Raw genomic sequence first — 19,474 nt, forward strand, 5'->3', positions numbered from 1 at the left:
TATATTTACTTTTCATCTTATCAATTTTTCAATTGGTAAGTTGTCAAACAAAAAAAACAAATATGCCTGTTTATAACGTTGAAATTTCACACCCTGATAAAAAATATAGAATTGAACCTGTAGAAGATAAAATCATCACATTAGAAGGTACTAATGCCAGTCTACCATACGGGAGTAGCTCGGGTGAGTGGGGATATTCAGGAAAAACTTTTACTGAACAATATGGTACACCGATAGGCGCTGATATTGTTTATTTTTCTACCGCTGAAGATACTTTTTATCATTTAAAAGCAAATTTCCCTGTAGAGTTAATGAAAGACATGGCACAAAGAGCTTATGCAGATGATGATGACGAAGAAAATTTTAAAGGAAAAGAATACATTACATTAGATGATAAAGAAGAGTTTGATGGATATTATGAAATGTCTGATTTAGTCTTTGGTTTTGCACCAAAAGGTATTGTTGTAGTTTGGATACGCTATGGTGTACAACAAATAGAAATAGGTCAATATCAAGCAGAAGTTGTTAAAGATGATAAACAATATGAGGAAAAGCTTTTCAAAACATGGAGTATGAACAGGCAAGAAGTAAAAGAAGCTCAATTTATACCAGATGCTTCACCAGAATTGTGGTTAAATTATCGTAAAAAATACAGTTGGCAACCTATTGCAACATCACCCAACAAAGATTTTCGATTTTTAGGAGTTATAAATAGATATTACAATGGAGAACGAGAAATGATGTTCCAACCTTGGTTGTCAGGAAATAATATGCGCGAACGCGCTGTACCAAGAGAATTGACATTTTATTTTACAACAGCTAAAAACGAACAGTATGAAGGACGCGTGTTTTTTGATTTTGATCAAATGAGTGGGGCTTTTAAGAAAGCAGGTCCAAATGCTAAAATGGAATTTAAAGTCGCACCCGATAATTCTGATTACGAAATATTTCTGAACGGTGAACCTCTTGAAGTAAAAAGTAAGAGATTGTTTAAGAATGATATGATTTTTAAAGACTCTTATAAATAATTTACTATGTGCCGCTGTGTTTATTTTTTGTTTTCTATTCTAATCTTTCAATTGGTAAGTTGTCAAGAAAAAAAAAGAACCTATATGCCTGTTTATAACATAGAAATTTCACATCCAGATAATAAATATACAATTGATCCTGTAGTAGATAAAATTATTACGTTAGAAGACACCAATGCTAGTTTACCCTATGGTAATAGTTCTGGAAGTTGGGGAATGTCTGGTAAAATGTTTACAGAACGTGTAGGAACACCAATAGGCGCAGATATTGTTTATTTTTCTAATTATGAGGATACCTTCTATCATTTGAAAGCTGATTTCCCTATCGAAAGAGTGACGGAATTAACACGTAGAGCTTATGCTAATTCTGATGATGAATCTTGTTACAAAGGAAAAGAATATGTAGATGTATTGGAAGAAGAAGCAAAATGTAATAATTATCGAAAGATGTCTGATTTAGTTTTTGGTTTTGCTCCAAAAGGAGTAGTCGTTGTTTGGTTACGTTTTGGTATACAACAGATAGAAATAGGACAATATCAAGCAGAAGTCGTTATAAATGATAAAGAATACGAAGAAAAACTTTTTAAAACATGGAGTATGAACAGAAAAGAAGTAAAAGCTTCTCAGTTTATAGCAGATGCTTCACCTGATCTTTGGCTTTCTTATCGCCAAAAATATACTTAGGAACCCATTGCAACTTCAACTCACAAAGATTTTCGTTTCTTAGGTTTTACTACAAATAAGTATTATAATGGCGAACGAGAAAAGGTGTTATTTTCTTGGTTAAAAGGAAGCAATATGCGCGAACGTGCTGTACCAAGAGAATTAACATTTTATTTTACAACTGGTAAAGGTGAACAATATGAAGGACGCGTATTTTTTGATTTTGATCAAATGAGTGAGGCTTTTAAGAAAGCAGGTTCAAATGCCAAAATGGAATTTAAAGTCGCACCCGATAATTCTGATTACGAAATATTCTTGAACGGAGAACCTTTAGAAGTAAAAAGTAAGAGATTGTTTAAGAATACTAGAAGATTTAAAGACTCTTATAAATAATTTGGCGACGAAAGGTGATTTAATATTTTAAACCTTTTTTGTTTTTAAGTTTATATTTCATAAAAAATCCTGATAAACTAAATTATCAGGATTTTATATAATGATTAGAATAAATTTTAATCTAAAATTTTAAGCACTTTAGTTGTTCTTGCGCGAGAAGCTTCTACTAAATCAGCTTGAGCTAAATCTTCTCCGTAAGAAGGAATCATTTCCTTGATTGCGGGAGTCCATTCTTCTTTCATCATTTCTGGGAAACATTTTTTCAAGATGTTAATCATTGCACTAACAGATGTAGATGCTCCTGGTGAAGCTCCTAACAATGCAGAAATTGATCCATCTTCTGATGCAACGATTTCGGTACCAAATTTTAAAGTTCCTTTTCCGTCTTGTTGTTCAATTACTTGTACACGTTGACCAGCAGTTTGCTCAAACCAATCGTCAATCTTAGCTTCTGGGAAGTATTCTTGTAAAGATTCAACCTTTTTAGCTTTAGATAACATGACTTGTTCAATCAAATATTTAGTTAAATCCATATTATTTAACCCACAATTCATCAAAAATCCTACGTTACCTAAATTTACAGATTTAAATAAATCGCAGTTAGATCCGTATTTCAAGAATTTTGTTGAGAATGTAGCAAATGGTCCAAATAATAAGGATTGTTTACCATCAATTACACGTGTATCTAAGTGAGGAACAGACATTGGTGGTGCACCAATTTTTGCTTTTCCATATACTTTTGCGTGATGATCTTTGATAACTTCTTCGTTTTGACAAATCAACCATTGACCACCAACTGGGAATCCTCCAAATTTTTTTGATTCTGGAATTCCAGATTTTTGTAATAATAAGATTGCTCCCCCACCAGCTCCGATAAATACGAAGTCAGCGTTTATTGCTTTATTGTTACCAGATTTTAAATCTTTTACTTTAACAGCCCATTTTCCGTTGCTAAGACGTGTTAAGTCTTTTACTTCGTGTTCTGTTTCAAGTGTGATTTCGTTTTTGTTTTGTAAACCTTGAAAAATTTGACGTGTTAATTCTCCAAAATTAACATCTGTACCCAAATTCATATGCGTAGCAGCAACCTTTTCAGATTCGTTTCTACCATTTACAATTAAAGGAGCCCATTCTTTGATTTTTGCAAAATCTTCCGAATATTCCATATCCTTGAATAAAGGATGTTGTGATAGTTTTTCGTAACGTTTTTTCAAGAAATTTACATCTTCATCTCCCCATACAAAAGACATATGAGGGGTTGGACGTAAAAATTTTTCTGGAGAAGAAACGTAATTATTTTCAACTAAGTAAGACCAAAACTCTTTTGAAGTTTCGAATTGTTTTGCAATATTAATTGCTTTATCAATGTTAACAACTCCATCTTTGTCAATTGGTGTATAATTCAATTCACAAAAAGCAGAGTGACCCGTACCAGCATTATTAAAAGCATCAGAACTTTCAAATCCAATTTTATCTAATTTTTCGAAAACAGAAATCTTAATTGCCGGATTTATTTTTTTAAGAAGTATGCTTAATGTAGCACTCATTATCCCAGCACCAATCAATACTACCTCTTGAGGTTGTTTTTCCATTTTTCAAAAATATAATTACATTGCAAAGGTATTAATAAATAGCCTTTTTTGCGAAATAATACGCAGAAAAAACAATGATTTTTTACATAAATTATTTTTTTGAGATAATTTGAATTGAAATTATTTTATAGACAATTATTCAATCTCAGTAGTACCAAGACTTTCAATGCTGTCTTGTTGTGATAAATCTGCTTCAAATGCTTTTTTATTTACAACTGTAGTTTTTGAAATACTGTCGTGCCAACCATTTTCTCCTAAAAATGAGATAGGTTCAAATGGAATTACTCTGCAAAGACTTCTCGTAAAATAATCTTTTGCAGTAGGATCTGTACCATCAATCATGACAACTTTTGTTCCTGTAATTAATTTACCTAATGATCTTCCTTTTGATATAGACTCAATCAAGAAGTAGTAAATGATTAAAACTAACAAAGCAAATATGTTATAAAATAAATCATTTTCAGGTAATTCAAAACTTAAAGCCATTGACAATAGTCCAAGTAAAACTCCAACTATAAAAGTGCATATTAAATAGACAATAGCGTCGATTAAATAATTTGCTAAGCGTATTCCTTTATTGGCTTTGTGTTCGCCAACTTTGTAATCTTGATACATAATGTTTAGTGTTAATGAGGTGTAAATATATGATAAACATTAAATTTTATTCACAATTTAACTTCGGGTTTTCCAAGATTTTTAACATTATTCTCTTGTGATAAATCAGCTTCAAAATTCTTTTTATTTACAACTCTAGTTTTTGAAAACTTATCATGCCAACCGTTCTCTCCTAAAAAAGTAAGTTGATCAAGAGGAATCATACGACATAAATTTCTATAAAAATAATTTTTTGTAGTAGGTATAGAGCCGTCAATCATCACAACTTTTGTTCCTGTAATAAGCTTTCCTAATGAGCGACCTTTGGTTAAAAATTCAATAAAAAAGATGATAATAAAATAATATACTTGATATAAACTTCGTATTATTAATTGATTTTCTACTACTGATTTACTTAAGTTATTAACGATTGAAAGATCTTGAGTGATTATAAATTTGATTAAAAAAATTATGACTACTAAAAAATAAGAAATAATTGCAATGAATAAATAATCAATAATAAAATTCAAGAAACGCAAACCTTGGTTTGCTTTATTATCGTACACAATTTGTGTTATTTTCATAAAATTAGGTAATAGGTTTTTCCAAATGTAATTAAATTTTATCTTCCATCCAACGTCTAAGATTGATGTAATTAGAGTTTCTGCGTAACAAATTTTGATTGTCCGAATCTTTCAAAAAATCATCTAATTCTCGAAAAGCTTTTACTTTTTCGTGCGGATACAAATCATTCAATTCAATAAAAAACAAACTTATTTTTCGTGTAATAATGTTACTATTTTTCATTTTTTTGCAAAATTGATGTGTTTTGTACGAATATGTATCCAATTCTTGATCGTTCCCAGAATCGTACAAATTCATCATAATCAGAACTAGTGTATAGAAATATAAGTCTTCCTGTATTGTCGATTCACTATTGATTATTTTTTGACAATATTCGAACGAATTATCCCAATCTTTGTTCAAAAAATAATATGCAGCAATTTTTAGATAAAGCACCAAAATATGATGATTATCGATTTTATGTTGATGCAATTTTATTTCGCGTAAAATATCTTTAATCAAAAATGGACTAATATTTTCTTTCGGATTAATGAAAAAATAATTTAGTTTACTATTAAATTTATTGATAAACCAAAGCGCTTCAACATTATCATTTTGAGGCAAAATCTCGTAAACAGATTCCAATTTATCAAACCAAAATTTGAATTCTTCTGAATTTTTTTTCAGGTATAAAATCTTTAATAAATACGAATTTCCTTTGATAAACCAAACGGGATGACTAAGAATTCGTTCTTTTTTCTCGTAAAATAATTCAACCCATTTTTTCGAAAATTCGTAAGCAGAATGTAGGTTTTGAGTCAACATCGATAACCAAACATTTGCTTTATAAAACCATAACTTTTCTTTGAATTTTAATTTCTTAAAATCGATATTTTTTGTTTCTGAATCAAAGAAATTCTGAATTTTCTTAATTTCTTCTTCATCTTTTGCATATCCATTTTCGAGCAAAATACTATACAATTTCAGCGATAAATTAGACAATTTACTCGCTTGTAAATTCTGCAAACTTAACTCCTCCGATTGTTCAATCAATTGATCTGCACGACCAGAAATACTTCGTGTAATAAATTGCGATTCGATAATTTTTTCGAGTTCTAAAATATCATAAGCAATGGCTTTTTCGTCAAAATCCAAGGCTTGTGTTTTGGCTTTATCTAACATTTTTAGACTTTGTTTATGCAAACCTTTTTGATATAAAATAGTTGCAAAATCAAATTGTTCACGTATTTGCATGCGCGAATTTTGTTGCGAAGGATTCATTCTCAAACTAAACAAAATCTGTTTGTACAAATGTGCTTTTAGATTTGATAATTGCTGTTTCGTTGTAATTTTTTTCTTTAAAATAGCGGTTTCATCATATTCTTCTAACTTATCCAACGCTTCAAATAATAACAAAAATTTAGCATCTGCATTTATCTGCAAACGATTTACATAAAGCTTAAATTGACGTTTTTCGGAACGATTTAGCGACTTTATTAAACTAAAAAGGGCGTCTTTGTTGTAATTTGACATTGTAATAAAATTAGGTGTAAGTTATTTATAAATAATATTTTATGTGATTTAAATTTCTTTTAAGAATTGTAAAACATGCTGCATTAAAGAAAATTAAAGTTAACACAATTTTAATTTTACATCACAATAACAAATAAAACTAATTGCAATGAGCGCTGAAAAGATTCAAATTTTTGATACGACACTGAGAGATGGAGAACAAGTTCCGGGATGCAAGTTAAATAAAAAACAGAAATTAGAAATTGCAGCTCGATTGGATGATTTAGGAGTTGATATTATAGAGGCTGGTTTTCCAATTTCTAGTCCTGGAGATTTCGAAGCTGTAAATGCAATCTCGAAATTAGTGAAAAATGCCACAGTTTGCGGTCTTACTCGTGCAAACAAAAAAGATATAGAATCTGCAGCTAAAGCTTTGCAATATGCGGAAAAACCAAGAATCCATACTGGAATTGGAACTTCGGATTCTCATATTATTCACAAATTTAATTCGAATCGCGAAGCGATTATCGAACGTGCCGTTGAAGCGGTTGCTTATGCAAAAACGTTTGTAGATGATGTTGAGTTTTATGCTGAAGATGCAGGAAGAACGGATAATGCTTTTCTTGCTCAAGTTTGTGAAGAAGTGATAAAAGCTGGTGCGACGGTTCTTAATATTCCAGATACAACGGGTTATTGTTTACCTTTTGAATACGGAAATAAAATTAAGTATTTAAAAGATCATGTTCAAGGAATTGATAATGTGATTATTTCTTGCCACAATCATAACGATTTAGGACTTGCGACAGCGAATGCAGTTGCAGGAGCAATAATTGGAGCACGCCAAATAGAATGTACGATTAACGGAATTGGTGAGCGCGCTGGTAATACAGCTTTAGAAGAAATCGTGATGATTTTTAAACAACACAAAGAATTGAATTTCTATACAGATATTAATGCTCAAATGTTAACAGAATTAAGTCAATTGACTTCTGAAACAATGGGAATGATGGTACAACCAAACAAAGCAATTGTTGGATCGAATGCGTTTGCACACAGTTCTGGAATTCATCAAGATGGTGTGATTAAGAATCGTGAAACCTACGAAATTATCAATCCAGCAGATGTTGGAGTTAATGAGTCATCAATAATTTTGACAGCTCGTAGCGGGCGTTCGGCTTTGGCTTATCGTCTAAAAGATATTGGTTTTGATACTTCTAAAAATGAATTAGATATTTTATATGAACAATTTTTAGAAATCGCAGATTCGAAGAAAGAAGTTGTTCGCGAAGATTTACTTGGACTAATGCATCAGTTTAACCAAACAACTCAAAGAAAATTTGCATGAGAACATTATTTGATAAAGTGTGGGATGCCCATGTTGTTAGCCAAGTAGAAAATGGGCCACAAGTGATTTACATTGATAAACATTTAATTCACGAAGTAACAAGTCCACAAGCTTTTGCAGAATTAGAAGAGAGAAATATTCCAATTTTTCGTCCAGATCAAATTGTTGCTACTGCGGATCACAATGTGCCAACGATTAATCAAGATCAGCCGGTTCGTGATCCATTATCAAAACAACAATTAGAGCAATTAGCAATTAATTGTGAAAAAAATAATATAACATTTTATGGCTTAGGTCATCCTTATCAAGGAATTGTTCACATTATTGCGCCAGAATTGGGCGTTACACAACCGGGAATGAGTATGGTTTGTGGTGATAGTCATACGTCTACGCATGGTGCTTTTGGAGCGATTGCTTTCGGAATTGGAACAAGTCAAGTTGCGCAGGTTTTTGCAAGTCAATGTTTGTTGATGAATAAACCAAAATCGATGCGAATCAAAGTGAATGGAAAACTGAATCCAAATGTTCAACCAAAAGACGTGATTTTATATATCATTTCTAAAGTTGGAACAAATGCAGGAACAGGTTTTTTCTGTGAATATGCTGGAGATGTTTTCGAGAATATGTCGATGGAAGGTCGAATGACAGTTTGTAATATGTCGATTGAAATGGGCGCTCGTGGCGGAATGATTGCACCTGATGAAACGACTTTTGCTTATTTAAAAGATAAACCATTTGCGCCGAAAGGTGAAGAGTGGAATCAAAAAGTAGCGTATTGGAAAACTTTACCAAGTGATGCTGATGCAATTTTTGATGAAGAAATAGAATTTGATGCGGCGGATATTTATCCAATGATTACGTTTGGGACGAATCCGGGAATGGGAATTTCGGTGAAAGATATCATTCCTTCTAAAGATTCGTTAAGCGATAATGAAAAAGAATCCTTTGAAAAAGCGTTGAAATATATGGGATTCCAAGATAATCAATCAATCATCAATCATCCAATTGATTATGTGTTTATCGGAAGTTGTACCAATGCGAGAATCGAAGATTTGCGTGAAGTAGCGAATTATGTGAAAGGAAAACAGCGCAACGAAAATGTAACTGCGTGGATTGTTCCGGGATCGAAACAAGTAGAAAAGCAAGCGATAGAAGAAGGTTTGGATAAAATTTTTGAAGCTTCTGGATTCAAATTGCGCGAACCAGGTTGTTCGGCTTGTTTGGCGATGAATGACGATAAAGTTCCGGAAGGAAAATATTGTGTTTCGACTTCGAATAGAAATTTTGAAGGTCGTCAAGGTCCAAATTCTCGTACATTATTAGCAAGTCCTTTGATTGCTGCTGCTGCAGCAATTCACGGAAAAATTGTTGATATCAATTAAAATTTACTTAAAATGGATTCAATCAATCAACTAAAATCATCGGCTGTTCCGATTAAAATAGAAAATATAGATACCGATCAAATTATTCCAGCTCGTTTCTTGAAAGCGATTAGTAGAGAAGGTTTTGGAGATAATTTATTCAGAGATTGGCGATTTAATCAAGATAATCAATCAATTGAAAATTTCCCGCTTAATGATTCAAAATATGCTGGAAAAATATTAGTTGCAGGTAAAAATTTTGGTTGCGGAAGTAGTCGAGAACATGCTGCTTGGGCAATCAAAGATTACGGATTTGATGTGGTGATTAGTAGTTATTTTGCAGATATTTTCAAAGGAAATGCATTGAATAACGGGATTTTACCAATCGTTGTTTCAGATGAAATTTTAAATCAAATCTTTGAAACAATTGATCAAAATCCTTTAACTGAATTTGAAGTTAATTTAGAAAATCAAACCTTAAAAATTAAAGATCAAACCATCAACTTTGAAGTTGATTCGTATAAAAAGATCTGTTTATTAAATGGATATGATGATATCGATTTTTTAATTAGTCAGAAAGACAAAATTGAAGCCTACGAACAAAACTTAAACTAATATTAAATGAAAACACATAAAATAGCTGTACTTTCTGGTGATGGAATTGGACCAGAAGTGGTTTCGGAAACGGTAAAAATATTAAAGATTGTAGAACAATTATTTAAATATAATTTTGAATTTAAAGAAGCACTAATCGGTGCTATTGCAATTGATGAAACTGGAGCTCCTCTGCCAGATAATACATTGCAACTATGTAAAGATGCAGATGCTGTTTTATTTGGATCGATTGGTGATCCTAAATATGACAATAATCCGAACGCTAAAGTTCGCCCCGAACAAGGTTTGTTAAGACTGAGAAAGGAACTTGGGTTATTTGCAAATATTCGTCCGATCAAGGCTTACGAATCTTTGTTGGGGAAAAGTCCGTTAAAGCGCTCTCATATTGAAGGAACGGATATGGTTATTTTTCGTGAATTGATTAATGGAATTTATTTCGGAGAAAAATTTACGGCGCAAGATGGTTCACATGCGTATGATACATGTGCATATGCGAGAAAAGACATTGAGCAAATTACACATTTAGCTTTTCAGGAAGCAATGAATCGTCGCAAAAAAGTAACGTTGGTAGATAAAGCAAACGTTTTGGATACGTCTCGTTTGTGGCGAAAAGTTGCGATGGATATTAGCCAAGAATATCCAGAAGTTGAATTAGATTTCTTGTTTGTTGATAACGCAGCGATGCAATTAATCATCAATCCAAAACAATTTGATGTGATTTTGACAGAGAATATGTTTGGTGATATTATTTCGGACGAAGGAAGTGTAATTGGTGGAAGTATAGGGTTGTTGCCTTCGGCTTCTATTGGTACAGAGAATGCATTGTTCGAGCCTATTCATGGTTCGTATCCACAGGCAAAAGGAAAAGGAATTGCGAATCCGATGGCTTCTATTTTAAGTGCTGCAATGATGTTGCGTTATTTGGGATTAGAAGAAGGGGCAAAAGCGATTGAAAACGCGGTGGAAAATGCGATTAATAATTTGATTGTAACTTCAGATTTAGATGAAACGAGCGATTATTCGACATCTGTTGTAGCAAATTATATTGCGAAGATATTATTGAGCGATCATGATCATCATGCATATTTCAATTTTGAAAATGTATTGATGGGAAAATCGACGATTATATAGTTTTTTATTATTTATGACTTAATGAAAAAGCCATTCAGATTTCTGAATGGCTTTTTCTATTGTATATTGTTATGAGTTGATGATTACATCATTCCTGGCATTCCACCTCCCATTGGAGGCATAGCTGGCTCATCTTTTTTAATTTCTGTAACAACCGCTTCAGTTGTAATTAACATACCTGCAACAGAAGCAGCGTTTTCTAATGCAACACGAGCAACTTTAGTTGGATCAATAACTCCAGCTTCAATCATGTTTACATATTCGTCAGTTTTTGCATTGTATCCGAAATCTCCATTTCCTTCTTTTACTTTTGCAACAACTACAGAACCTTCACCACCAGCGTTATGAACGATTTGGCGTAATGGTTCTTCGATAGCACGAGTTACGATTTTAACACCTGTCGCTTCGTCAGCATTTGTTGTGTCAATTGTTAAGTTAGATAAAGCTCTAACAAAAGCAACACCACCACCAGCAACGATACCTTCTTCTACAGCAGCGCGAGTTGCATGTAAAGCATCGTCAACACGGTCTTTGATCTCTTTCATTTCAACCTCAGAAGCAGCACCAACGTATAATACAGCAACACCTCCAGCTAATTTAGCTAAACGCTCTTGTAGTTTTTCGCGGTCATAGTCAGAAGTAGTTGTTTCTACTTGCGCTTTGATTTGGTTAACACGAGATTTGATTTGTTCTGCATCACCAGCACCGTTTACTACAGTTGTATTGTCTTTGTCGATAACTACTCTTTCTGCAGTACCTAACATTTCTAATGTAGCAGTTTCTAACGTAATTCCTTGCTCTTCAGAAATAACTGTACCACCTGTTAAGATTGCAATATCTTGTAACATTGCTTTTCTGCGATCTCCAAATCCTGGTGCTTTAACAGCAGCAATTTTTAAAGAACCTCTTAAACGGTTCACTACTAAAGTAGCTAAAGCTTGACCTTCAACTTCTTCAGAAATAATTAAGAATGGACGTCCTGATTGAGCAACTGGCTCTAATAAAGGTAAGATTTCTTGTAAGTTAGAGATTTTTTTCTCGCATAATAAGATGTAAGGATTCTCTAATTCAGCAATCATTTTATCTGCATTTGTTACGAAGTAAGGAGATTGATATCCACGATCGAATTGCATTCCTTCCACAACGTCAACGTAAGTTTCTGTTCCTTTTGCTTCTTCAACAGTAATTACTCCTTCTTTTCCAACTTTAGAAAAAGCTTCGGCGATTAATGATCCAATAGTATCATCGTTATTTGCAGAGATAGAAGCAACTTGTTTGATTTTTTCTGATGAATCACCAACTTCTTGAGATTGCTCTCTTAAGTTAGCAACGATTCCAGTAACAGCTTTATCAATACCACGTTTCAAATCCATTGGATTTGCACCAGCAGCAACGTTTTTCAACCCTTCGCGAACGATAGCTTGCGCTAAAACTGTTGCAGTAGTTGTACCGTCACCCGCAACGTCGTTTGTTTTAGAAGCAACTTCTTTCACCATTTGCGCACCTAAATTTTCGATTGGATCTTCCAATTCAATTTCTTTTGCTACAGAAACTCCATCTTTTGTTACGTGAGGAGCACCGAAAGATTTTTCTAAAACTACGTTACGACCTTTTGGTCCTAATGTTACTTTAACTGCATTTGCTAATGCATCAACACCTCTTTTTAAAGCGTCTCTTGATTCAATATCGAATTTAATATCTTTTGCCATTTTTATTTATTGTATTATGTACGATGTAAAAAGTACAAAGTACTTGGTTTTGTTTATGTTGAATAAATTAAAAATCTAATAATACATTTTACTTTGTACAATTAGACATTTTACATTTTTAGATGATTGCCAAAATATCAGCTTCACGCATGATTAAGTAATCTTTACCTTCTAATTTTAATTCAGTTCCTGAATATTTACCGTAAAGAACTTTGTCTCCAACTGCAACTGTCATTGGTTCGTCTTTTTTACCATTACCAACTGCTACAACGATTCCTTCTTGTGGTTTTTCTTTTGCTGAATCTGGGATGATAATTCCTGAAGCTGTTTTAGTTTCTGCAGGAGCTGGTTCAATAACTACTCTATCTGCTAATGGTTTAATGTTTAATTGTGACATATTTGTATTTTTTATTTTTCTAAAATTGATGATTTCAATTCAACGAAAAACGTGCCAATAGCCAATTTCTGCCATTATGGATAAGTTAATTGTAATGAGAAAAAATAAAAATGCCAAGCTGTCAGACAACTTGGCATTTAAAGTAATTTATTCTGAATAATTATTTTTTGATAATCATTTTTTTTGTGAATGTTTGCTTGTTCGTTTCTAATGAAATGATGTAAACACCATTTATTAAATGGCTTAAATTAATTTGTTGAGATTTCGAAGCATTTAATTTTGATGTATAAACAGTTCTACCAACTATATCAACTACTTTCAATTGAGCATTATTAGCAGATTCAGCTAAGTCTATTGTAATAATTCCTTTTGATGGATTGGGAGAAATAGTGAATGTCTCTTTTTGATTTTCTTCAATAGTACCTAATGTACTTTCTATTGTAAAGTTTGCTGAGTTTACAGCTAAGAAAACATTATCAATTGCTTTAATCATAATTCTGGCTTGGCTAGTATTACCTAAACCTGCTGGAACAGAAAATGTGTAACTACCAGTGTTGGGAACTGATTCTGCCAAAACTTTGTCAAAACTAAGTCCTCCATTTGTTGATAAAAGGATTTTGACATTTGGCGTGTCGATACCATTTGCAGTAGTTCCGGCAACATTCCATTTGATAGTAGCAGGATTGTTTTGCTTCCAAAACTCATTCATTGTTTGCGATGTAACACTAAAAGAAGCCCCAGTGTTTACAAAACTTATGTTAACATCTTGTCTCGCTGTTTGTCCCGTTTGTGTATTGTTATCGCGAACAGTAACAGCAAATTTCATTGTTCTAGCTACAGAAGGTATAATTTCCCAATTATTTTGTTCATACTGAGATGGTGATGATAAATATGGATTTGTTTCGAAAATGATTTGATTTACTAAAATCTTTTCTAAACGAGGAAAATAACGGATTCCAACTTTTTGAGGAGGAAAAGATCTAAAATTTGGACCTTGTAAATTAGATGAAACTGGAGGAAGCGAACTAATAGAAGTTTCAGAAACTTCGTTATTCATTTGTTCCCAATTATATGTTATTTGGTCATTTTCTTTGTCTGTTGCAGTAGTCTCTAACGCAAATGATGTAGAAGTAGGAATTGTATAACTTGGCTTTAAATTTACAGTAATAACAGGAGCAGTATTAGATGTAGAAATTATTTGCCCACAAGAAATTGAATTTAATGTTGAATTAATTTCTTCGATACTTTTTGTGTGAAAATAATCGTTACTATTTTTCTGGACATTTGGAGGACAAATTCCTGTATAAGCCATAATAGTAGAACCACTACCTGGTTCTACCGAAGTAGCATATGTTCTGTTACAATTATTGTTATGTGTATGATGGGCACCTAATTGATGACCAATTTCGTGTGCCGTAAAATCTATATCAAATGCATCACCAACAGGTATTATAGTTCCTGTTACACCACCAGCTTTGTAATTATCCAAACAAACAGCAGGTGTATTTGCTAATCCGTTTGAATTTTTAGCAGTATTTACCTGAAAAAATAAATGGCCAATATCGTAGTTTGTAGCTCCAATTATAGTATTTGTTACCAAAACATTTTCATCAATCATTTGATAAGAATCTGTCACCTCAAATGTATCAGAGTTGATGAAAAATAATTGATCAGTTGTAGGAATTAGTTCTAAAACGACACCTAAATCATTTTTCAGAATTCCATTAATTCTTGAAATGGAGATGTTAACAGCAGCCAAAATTGCTGCTTTTTTCTCAGCTTCTGTTCCGTTGGTTACATTAGCTTGTTGTATGACATAATTAGAATATTCCGTTGTTGTTGTAACAGCTAGTCTAAATTTTAATAATTTACCATCATTTGCCTGATTTCTGGCAGATTTTACACGATCTAATTTTAAGTTATCAACACCAAGACCAGACTCAGTAACATCAAGAAGACAATTGTAATCTTTTGATTTGACCAAATCATTTTTATTATAAATAATGTATGATAATTTATCTTTCTGATAAGGATCAATCAATGTTGTTTTTTCTCCATTCGTGATGGAACCATATAATCCAAATTGAGGAGAAAAACTGAAATTAATAATCTCTGATGGTTGATCAACATTGTATCCAACATAAGATTTTATTGATGGATATTTTTGTTGTAATTCTGGTGATAAACTCGAATTTTCTACAATTCGATAGTTGCTAAATTCACCTTTATTATTCGGGAACTTGATTAAGGTTTCTGAACTTTTTTGAGAAATATTTGTTAAATAATTGACAAAATTATCATACAAAAAATCAAGCTTAATTGATTTTGTTGGTGTATGTGCTCGTTTAACTAAATCCTCGTTCGTTACATTTTTTTTTGCAGAAGCTGTTCTCCAAAAATTTTGTTGAGAAAAAACGTTTTGCGAAAATAATAGTGCAATAACGAAAGAAATGTAGTGTAGTTTTTTCATTGATTATTTTTTATAAACAACAACACTTGTAATTTTTTTAGGTACAATCATCATTAATAAATTTGATGAATCTTTTTTATAATCTATATTATTTATTTGTGATAAATGAAGATAATAAGCATTCTTTTTGCCTGAAATAGAATCGATATTATAAGAGTTGATATGTTTATAATTAACCAACGCTACATGATGTTTTGTATAATCGATCACAACTCGTGGAGGAGATTTTTGATATTCTTTTTTTAAGGTTTTATAAAAATTCTTTAATTGTGTATCATTAATCATAAAATGAGTTGACAATCCATTATACTTTACAACAAAATTTGTTACAATTTGATAATCGTTTTGGTTAACCTTAGTAAGGTTTTTCTGTGCTGAACAACTTGATAAGAAAATTGTAACTATAATAATAGTTGTATAAATAAACTTCATATTAAGGTTGATTTGATATAAAATTACTTAAAAAAATTACTCAAACAAAAAAAGCCTCACAAATCGTGAGGCTTTATATGTTAAATAATGAATTACTTCGCTGGTTGCGTAGGCTGTGCTGGTAATTGATTTTGACTTGCTCCACTTTGTGCAGGTTGAGCAGGTAAATTATTAGCAGGTGCCGTTACATTCGTTTTTACTGGTTTTAATGCATTAGGATTTTCGTGAGATACACTAGCTCCAATAATTAAAACAATAATAGCAATAAATAAACCCCAAGTAGTATTATCTAAAAACTTGTTAGTTCTTTGTACTCCAAACATTTGGCTTCCACCACCACCTCCGAAAGTAGAAGATAATCCTCCTCCTTTAGGATTTTGTGATAATACAATTAACACTAACATTACACTTAAAATCATGATAATTACCATGAAAAACTGAAATAGTCCCATTTTATTATTTAGAGTTTTTTAAATTTTCAATTTCTTTAATTCGATTTGCAAATAAACTATTTTTTTCTGGATATTTCAAAATTAATATCTTATAAGCTTTAATTGCCTTATCATATTTTTTTTGCTCAATATAAATTTGAGCCAAAGTTTCGGTCATCAAATCCGAATATTCTTCCGTATTCTGAACGAAATTTGATGGTGTGCTGACTGGAGTAATATCCGTTTTTTTCATCGGAACGATTTTCGGATTTTTTTCAAGAAAATCGTCAATCAATTTATATTTTATTTCCCTTTCCGCTGTTTCTTGCTCTTCGGCAATCGTTTTTTCATCTTTTGATTGCGATGGAACTTTCTTCAACCAATCAGAAAAAGAAAATGTATTATCGATAGAAACGTTTTCCGTTTCTTGTTCAGTTATTTTTTCTTCGCTCTTTTCTACAATTTCAATCTTCTCAGAAATCAATTCAACTTTTTCTTCAATCGGATCTTTTGTTTTAATCTCTATAGAAGAAGTTTGTAAAATAGCATTTTCGATATCTAAAACCGAAGCTTCTTTTATCTCAATACTAGAGGCTTCTACCACTTCATTTGTGATTTCAGCAACTTCGTTCAATTCGTCATCCGAAATAATATCTACAACATGATCAGTTCTCAGTTCAGATTCTTCTGTATCATTTTCGATCATTTCGTCCACAATATCTTCATTTTCGTCTGTTTCTGAGTTTGTGTTGATTTCAATAGTTTCTTCGGTAGAAACAGCTTCTTTTTCTGTTTCTTGCGGAATGATTTGCTCTATATTGATTTCAGAATCTAATGAATTTGTTTCTATTGCTACTAAATTTTCTTCAGTTTGTATATCTTCTAAAACCGTTTCATCAGAAAAATCATTGGCTATAATTTCCTCTGTATTTACTTGCTCAATAGTTTCAATTTCTGGCTGAGGTTCTTCAATCAAACTTTCAGGTTCCGGAAGTTTATCAGAATTGATGTAATGATACAAATCTGCACGATTACTGCTATGTATAGACGTTTTGTTCAAATAATCCTCAAACGAAGGATGATTTTCTTTTTTCAAACCATAAAGTAACAATGCACGCAAAGTGTAGAAATACGGATATTTTTCAACCTCTTTTTTAAGAAGTGGAATATCCGATTTTTCAACTTCGTACGGATGTGCTACTAAATACTCAATTCTCGTCATCGTTCAAATATAAGTTTAATTTTTTACCAATCCATTGCGATTGATGCAAAAACTTGGTCACGAATATCTTCGATAATTTTAGGGACAATACTAGATTCTACAGCGCTTAACATTGCATTTCCATTAAAAGATTGGAAGGCAGAAAATGTACGTTCATAACTTTTTGTTTCATCTTTGTTATTGATGTAACGCACTTTTACATAAATTGTTAAACGGTTTTCTGCAGCAATATCATCTGACTGAATTGCTTGTGGTACTACGTCGTATCCAGTAATTTCACCTTCGATAATTAAATCTGAGTTTTCGTTTGAATTTAACTTCAGTTTCGTTCTATTTCTGAAAATATCTTGAATAGCAATTGTTAAATCTTGGCTTAAAGTCGGATTTTGTTGAGGTGCATAATTAGGGAATGTTGCAACATAAATTGTGTTCCATTCTGGTTGAATAGCAGCTCCCGAAAGAGTATATTTCATTCCGCAACCTGATAACGAAAACAAGGTTACAATAGAAAGTGTAATAAATAAGATTCGTTTCATGTTACAAATGATATTGTTTAATTTTTCGGTACAATGTACGCTCAGAAATTCCTAATTCGTCTGCTGCCATTTTACGTTTTCCACGATGTTTTTCTAACGCCAATTTAATCATTTCCTTTTCATTATCTTGTAAAGAAAGCGATTCTGGCTCTTCGATTGGACTTACGTCATATACATCGTTCGAATAATCGTATTGCGGTTGTTGATAACTTGGAGTAATCGGAGCAATAGGATTAGAATTTGCCGGAACCAAATTATATTGATTTTGGATAAAATCTTCTTTTGGAGATTCTTGTTCTTGATAAACACGCTGAATTAATTCTTGTGTATTTCCATTAAAATCATCAACATCTTTGTGTTTGATCAAATCTAAAGTTAACGCACGTAAATCGTTCAAATCTTTTTTCATATCCAATAAAACCTTGAACAATAATTCACGTTCCATAAAATCTGAAGAACTTCCGTCTTTTGATTTTTTTGTAATCGTTAACATCGTCGAATTATTAGGTAACAATTCCATGATTTTTTCTAACGAAATCACGCGGTCTTTTTCCACAACCGAAACTTGCTCTGCAAAATTTCTTAGTTGGCGTACATTTCCAGGCCAAGGATAATTTGCAATGTAATTTTGAGCATCTGGCGAAAGCTCTATATGAGGCATTCTATATTTATTTGCAAAATCTGAAGCAAATTTTCTGAACAATAAATTAATATCTTCTTTACGTTCGCGCAAAGGTGGAATATCAATTTGAATTGTGTTTAATCGATAATATAAATCTTCACGAAACTGTCCTTTTTCTACAGCTTCCATCAATTTAACGTTAGTTGCTGCTACAACACGTACATTTGTTTTTTGAAGCTCAGAAGAACCTACTTTCATAAATTCGCCAGATTCGAGAATACGCAACAAACGAACTTGTGTTGATAAAGGTAATTCACCAACTTCGTCTAGAAAAATTGTTCCACCATCGGCTACTTCAAAATAACCTTTACGTGTTTGTGTTGCGCCTGTAAAAGCACCTTTTTCGTGTCCAAATAATTCAGAATCTATAGTTCCTTCTGGAATTGCACCACAGTTTACCGCAATATAATTGTTGTGTTTGCGCGCCGATTGATTGTGAATAATTTTCGGAATAAATTCTTTACCAACACCACTTTCTCCAATAACAAGAACAGAAATGTCGGTAGGTGCAACCTGAATCGCCTTTTCTAAAGCACGATTCAAGGCTACATTATTTCCAATGATTCCAAAACGTTGTTTGATAGTTTGTAAAGAATCCATTTTTTAATTTTTTAGGTTTTCGAAAAATGATCTATCAAATTTCAATTATTGTCTTATTAAAACCGTCATTTCGAGTGAAATTCTTTATAATTTTGTATCGAGAAAAAGGTTTTAAACTATTAAAATTCTATTCTCGATACAATTTTTAATCATTTCATTCATAAAAATCACTCGAATTGACGAATTTTATTTTTAGT

19 protein-coding genes are annotated in these 19,474 nt (G+C 32.1%); 7 read left to right on the forward strand and 12 right to left on the reverse strand.

Annotation, left to right across the window (positions count from 1 at the left end; genetic code table 11):
• Window positions 1-62: 62 nt before the first annotated feature.
• From QHG34_RS11515 to QHG34_RS11525, 3 genes are all read left to right on the forward strand, one after another.
• Window positions 63-1,028, forward strand: a complete 966-nt coding sequence (locus QHG34_RS11515) for a DUF2931 family protein (RefSeq protein WP_282630353.1) — start codon at window positions 63-65, stop codon at window positions 1,026-1,028.
• A gap of 84 nt (window positions 1,029-1,112) precedes the next feature.
• Complete coding sequence (locus QHG34_RS11520; protein ID WP_282630354.1) at window positions 1,113-1,712, forward strand: DUF2931 family protein; 600 nt, start codon at window positions 1,113-1,115, stop codon at window positions 1,710-1,712.
• A gap of 84 nt (window positions 1,713-1,796) precedes the next feature.
• Window positions 1,797-2,084 (forward strand): hypothetical protein, encoded by a 288-nt coding sequence (locus QHG34_RS11525; RefSeq protein WP_282630356.1) that lies wholly within the window; start codon window positions 1,797-1,799, stop codon window positions 2,082-2,084.
• Window positions 2,085-2,200: 116 nt separating this feature from the next.
• Here QHG34_RS11525 and mqo read toward each other — a convergent pair whose 3' ends face one another.
• From mqo to QHG34_RS11545, 4 genes are all read right to left on the reverse strand, one after another.
• Window positions 2,201-3,676: a malate dehydrogenase (quinone) gene (gene mqo, locus QHG34_RS11530; protein ID WP_282630357.1), complete on the reverse strand. Its 1,476-nt coding sequence runs from the start codon at window positions 3,674-3,676 to the stop codon at window positions 2,201-2,203.
• Between the two features lie 135 nt (window positions 3,677-3,811).
• Window positions 3,812-4,291, reverse strand: a complete 480-nt coding sequence (locus QHG34_RS11535) for an RDD family protein (protein ID WP_282630358.1) — start codon at window positions 4,289-4,291, stop codon at window positions 3,812-3,814.
• A gap of 50 nt (window positions 4,292-4,341) precedes the next feature.
• Complete coding sequence (locus tag QHG34_RS11540) at window positions 4,342-4,854, reverse strand: RDD family protein (protein WP_282630359.1); 513 nt, start codon at window positions 4,852-4,854, stop codon at window positions 4,342-4,344.
• A 31-nt stretch (window positions 4,855-4,885) separates the two neighbouring features.
• Window positions 4,886-6,367: a hypothetical protein gene (locus QHG34_RS11545; protein ID WP_282630360.1), complete on the reverse strand. Its 1,482-nt coding sequence runs from the start codon at window positions 6,365-6,367 to the stop codon at window positions 4,886-4,888.
• 148 nt (window positions 6,368-6,515) lie between these two features.
• Here QHG34_RS11545 and QHG34_RS11550 point away from each other — a divergent pair, with 148 nt between their 5' ends.
• From QHG34_RS11550 to leuB, 4 genes are read left to right on the forward strand one after another with little or no spacing between them, the layout of a single operon-like run.
• Entirely contained in the window at window positions 6,516-7,691 is a 1,176-nt protein-coding gene (locus tag QHG34_RS11550; RefSeq protein ID WP_282630361.1) for a 2-isopropylmalate synthase, read from the forward strand.
• Entirely contained in the window at window positions 7,688-9,073 is a 1,386-nt protein-coding gene (gene leuC, locus QHG34_RS11555; RefSeq protein ID WP_282630363.1) for a 3-isopropylmalate dehydratase large subunit, read from the forward strand. The genes QHG34_RS11550 and leuC overlap by 4 nt, the downstream gene beginning before the upstream one ends.
• A 12-nt stretch (window positions 9,074-9,085) precedes the next feature.
• On the forward strand, window positions 9,086-9,667 hold the full coding sequence (leuD, locus tag QHG34_RS11560) for a 3-isopropylmalate dehydratase small subunit (protein WP_282630364.1): 582 nt from the start codon (window positions 9,086-9,088) through the stop codon (window positions 9,665-9,667).
• Window positions 9,668-9,673: 6 nt separating this feature from the next.
• Window positions 9,674-10,798 carry a 3-isopropylmalate dehydrogenase gene (gene leuB / locus QHG34_RS11565; RefSeq protein ID WP_282630365.1) on the forward strand — a complete coding sequence of 375 codons (1,125 nt, stop codon included), beginning with the start codon at window positions 9,674-9,676 and terminating at the stop codon, window positions 10,796-10,798.
• An 83-nt stretch (window positions 10,799-10,881) separates the two neighbouring features.
• Here the strand turns inward: leuB and groL are convergent, their stop codons facing one another.
• The 8 genes from groL to QHG34_RS11605 all read right to left on the reverse strand — a co-directional run bounded on the left by groL (window position 10,882) and on the right by QHG34_RS11605 (window position 19,277).
• A complete protein-coding gene (groL, locus tag QHG34_RS11570; protein WP_282630366.1) occupies window positions 10,882-12,507 on the reverse strand; it encodes a chaperonin GroEL in 1,626 nt (541 codons plus the stop codon).
• Between the two features lie 118 nt (window positions 12,508-12,625).
• Window positions 12,626-12,904: a co-chaperone GroES gene (locus QHG34_RS11575; RefSeq protein WP_019975019.1), complete on the reverse strand. Its 279-nt coding sequence runs from the start codon at window positions 12,902-12,904 to the stop codon at window positions 12,626-12,628.
• A gap of 160 nt (window positions 12,905-13,064) precedes the next feature.
• A complete protein-coding gene (locus QHG34_RS11580) occupies window positions 13,065-15,374 on the reverse strand; it encodes a zinc-dependent metalloprotease (protein ID WP_282630368.1) in 2,310 nt (769 codons plus the stop codon).
• Between the two features lie 3 nt (window positions 15,375-15,377).
• Window positions 15,378-15,806 carry a hypothetical protein gene (locus tag QHG34_RS11585; protein ID WP_282630369.1) on the reverse strand — a complete coding sequence of 143 codons (429 nt, stop codon included), beginning with the start codon at window positions 15,804-15,806 and terminating at the stop codon, window positions 15,378-15,380.
• Between the two features lie 92 nt (window positions 15,807-15,898).
• On the reverse strand, window positions 15,899-16,258 hold the full coding sequence (gene secG, locus QHG34_RS11590) for a preprotein translocase subunit SecG (protein WP_282630370.1): 360 nt from the start codon (window positions 16,256-16,258) through the stop codon (window positions 15,899-15,901).
• A 4-nt stretch (window positions 16,259-16,262) separates the two neighbouring features.
• The gene (locus QHG34_RS11595) at window positions 16,263-17,459 is read right to left on the reverse strand and encodes a tetratricopeptide repeat protein (protein ID WP_282630372.1); all 1,197 of its coding nucleotides are present in this window, start codon (window positions 17,457-17,459) and stop codon (window positions 16,263-16,265) included.
• Between the two features lie 23 nt (window positions 17,460-17,482).
• Window positions 17,483-17,995, reverse strand: a complete 513-nt coding sequence (locus tag QHG34_RS11600) for an LptE family protein (RefSeq protein ID WP_282630374.1) — start codon at window positions 17,993-17,995, stop codon at window positions 17,483-17,485.
• Between the two features lies 1 nt (window position 17,996).
• Window positions 17,997-19,277 (reverse strand): sigma 54-interacting transcriptional regulator, encoded by a 1,281-nt coding sequence (locus QHG34_RS11605; protein WP_282630375.1) that lies wholly within the window; start codon window positions 19,275-19,277, stop codon window positions 17,997-17,999.
• Between the last annotated feature and the right edge of the window lie 197 nt (window positions 19,278-19,474).

The organism is Empedobacter sedimenti, assembly GCF_030005555.1.
Lineage (GTDB): Bacteria > Bacteroidota > Bacteroidia > Flavobacteriales > Weeksellaceae > Empedobacter > Empedobacter sedimenti.